Annotated in this window: 1 protein-coding gene; it reads right to left on the minus strand. The window is 40.7% G+C overall.

Translation table 11 applies throughout. From position 1 onward, the window contains the following. Positions 1–144: 144 nt before the first annotated feature. The gene (locus tag CWB66_RS18390) at positions 145–2808 is read right to left on the minus strand and encodes a TonB-dependent receptor (protein ID WP_138586508.1); all 2664 of its coding nucleotides are present in this window, start codon (positions 2806–2808) and stop codon (positions 145–147) included. Positions 2809–3257 lie beyond the last annotated feature (449 nt).

Here is a 3257-nt window from a genome sequence, read left to right on the forward strand (position 1 = left end):
CGCGTCAATAGCGGCCTATTGCCAGTAAATTCAACGCAGTTAGCGCTGAAAATAGCTGCTCGAGATGGATTTATTATCCAGAGTTCAGGTTAAGTAACTAAAAGCCGAGTTAAACTCGGCTTTTAGTTACACTACTTTACTAACTTAAAAATTAACTCTTATACCCGCAACATATCGACGTCCATTTGAATAAATCGACATAATTCGCTCTTCGTTAGTATTGTATTCAACAATCTCTTCGTCAGTTAAATTAACCGCTTCTAAGGTTAAAGTAACGTACTGGTTGACGTTATAAGATGCGCTAGCGTCCCACTGACCAAAACTGTCATTAAATAGCTCATCACCATTAAAGTGCAGACCTTTATACCAATCACTGCGGAAGTTATACATAATACGTGCTTGATAATCGTCGTTTTCATAAAACGCCATAAGGTTAAGCATATTTTTTGAGGTGCCTTCAACTAAACCAGTGCCTGCTTTGCTAATATCGCGTTCTTCATCCGCACTCGCATCTGTGTAGGTATAGTTTGCCGAAACCCCAAAACCACCAAAGTCATGTTGTAAGCCAAGTTCAATACCTTGGATTGAACCACCGAGACCATTACCAGGCTGAGCAAAATCAACAGGAACAAATACATCGTTTTCTTGATCGTAGCGGTCTTCAGTCACGGTTACCGTTGAACGCAAAGAGCTTAAATCTTTAGCAAAATAAGCCACTGACAACATTGAAGCATCGTCGTAGTACCATTCCCACGAAAGATCGAATTGGTTTGCAATCGTTGGAGCAAGATTTGGATTACCTCTGCTCCCCGTTCCTCGGCCGCCCGTTAACGATCCAAATGTTTCTGACGATGAAATATCGGCCCAATTTTGACGAGCCATTACGCGCGCAGCGCCGACACGAAACACTTGCTCATCCGTTAAATCAAAGGCGATATTAAAGCTAGGTAAAAACTCTGAATAATCGTTATCTTGGCTCACCCAGTTCAATACTTTAGGTGTTAACCAATCACCATTAATTGTATTTAAACCCCATGAATCACCTGAGAACTCGTACCCATACGATGTTTGATCTGTGCTCACATGGCGCAAACCCACATTACCTCTGTAACCGTCACCCGAAAAATCACCTTGCACATACAGCGCTAAAATATCTTCTTTTACTTCCCAAATTTCGGCTAAATTATCATGAATTGCATACGCAGCTGACACACCATTTAAGCCATTAAAAGCAATATCTTCCATTAATCCGCGATTATGTGAAACCTGTTGAGTAATATTACCCGTTACACCCGCATCGATTGAAATTGCACCGTTAGCGTCTAAACCACACGCAGCAAGTGTTGGACAGCTATCAAAAATATGATCTAAATAATGATCTGAATCAGGGCCACCGTCCGCAAAAGGAGCATGCCAGCTATAAGCATGACGACCTTGAGTACGCTCTGCTTGGCGATATTTTACGCCTGTTTTAATTGCTGTGAATGGGCCAAACTCAACATCAAATGTTAAATCGGCTTGTGCAAATGTTTCTTCATCCGTCGTCGGTTTAGCACCACCCCAAATCCAACCCGCCGCAAAGTTATTTCCATCAGCTGGATTAACGCCCACATTAACATTCGGTGTACCCGTTAAGTCATATTCATAGCCTGCGCCTACAGCGACATATTCCCATGACGTTTCTCGATACGTGCCGCCCTTAGCTTCTGTTCTACCTAATTCAACATTTAGGCTGTACCCATCACCTTGATAATCTACGTCTAAATGCAGCTGATCTGTTTGCGTACTTGAAACACGGTTAATAAAGTTATAGGCATAATTACCACCTGCACTTGATGCTAAAATAGCCCCGTTTTCAATTTTTGTTGCGTTAGCAATAATCTCTGCACGGTCACCAAAAGCGAAGTTAATTAAATTTGAATTTTGATTATCAACATCCATTTTTGAATCAAGGTAGTTAAGTGTCATTAACAAGCTATCGGTAGGTGCATATTGCAACGTCGCAAAAATAGTTTCACGCTCGCGGCTTTGTACAAATTTAGGTGCACCAATGTTGCGAGGGACGCTGTACTTATCATCGGCACTTTCAACCCAACCCAGAACTTCAAAACCTTGACGCTCTAAATTACGTTCTTGTTTTACCGCCGAGACCATAACACCAAAACTCTCATCCTCATTTTTCCATGAGTACATACCCGCCAGTTGAGGGTCTGTTTCTTCAGAGGTTTCTGAGTATTGCCCTTCAAGCGATAAACTTACAGAATTAGCATCCATTTCCAATGGGCGACGCGTTCGCAGTACGATCGTTCCACCAATTGAGCCTTCATCAATACTTGCCACCGGTGATTTATTCACCTCTAAGCTTTTAACAATAACCGAAGGCAACATGGTGTAGTTAAAGCTGCGGTTGGCTTCATCGAGAATAAACCAATCTGCGGTGCCTACCGTTTGTCCATTTAATAAAGTACGGTTGTATTTAGGTCCAGCGCCACGAATACTTACTTTTTCGCCTTCACCAAACTCACGGCTTACGGCAACGCCTGTAATACGTGAAAGCGTTTCAGCTACATTTTTATCAGGAAACTTGCCAATATCTTCAGAAGTGATGACGTCAGAAACATTAGACGAAAAACGCTTAGCATTAATGTTCTCTTTAAGGGAACTGCGGATCCCTTTAACCTCAATAACCTCTATATCACTTTCAGCTACCGAAGAAACTTGCTCTGCTGCCATTGCTGAAGTGCCACTTGTGAGGATTAAGGCTATCGAGCTTGCTAGCATCCCCTTTTTAAAGATTGATTTTGACATTGCTTTTCCCTTTACCGTAATTATTAAAATAGTTATAAAGCTAATTAACCAGTGTGTGGCTGGTTAACTTGTTAATGACAACGCTGTCTTTTAGGTGACAACGCTGTCATGGGTGGTAGAACTTTACCCCCTTTTTATTTTTTTTGCTACACCAACGAACAAAAAAAACACAACTCGTTTACATAAAAAACAAAATGGAAAAGCTAATCCTCTGTATTAGAATAACTTTTATCCTTTTTTAACTTATGTATATTTCAGAAATAAACGAGTGTATAGATTGAAATCGATACTTACTCAGACCACGAGCAATTTATTCTCAACGCGAAATGCATAACCTAATGAGGTCAATTCGTTGTTGTTGACATTTATTGCTGACCCCTAATTAATACCAATTTTATTAAAAACATGATCATTGTAGCGTATTAAAGAACTCACTAACGACGTTAAAA

This window comes from Pseudoalteromonas sp. S558, from assembly GCF_005886635.1.
Taxonomy (GTDB): domain Bacteria; phylum Pseudomonadota; class Gammaproteobacteria; order Enterobacterales; family Alteromonadaceae; genus Pseudoalteromonas; species Pseudoalteromonas aliena.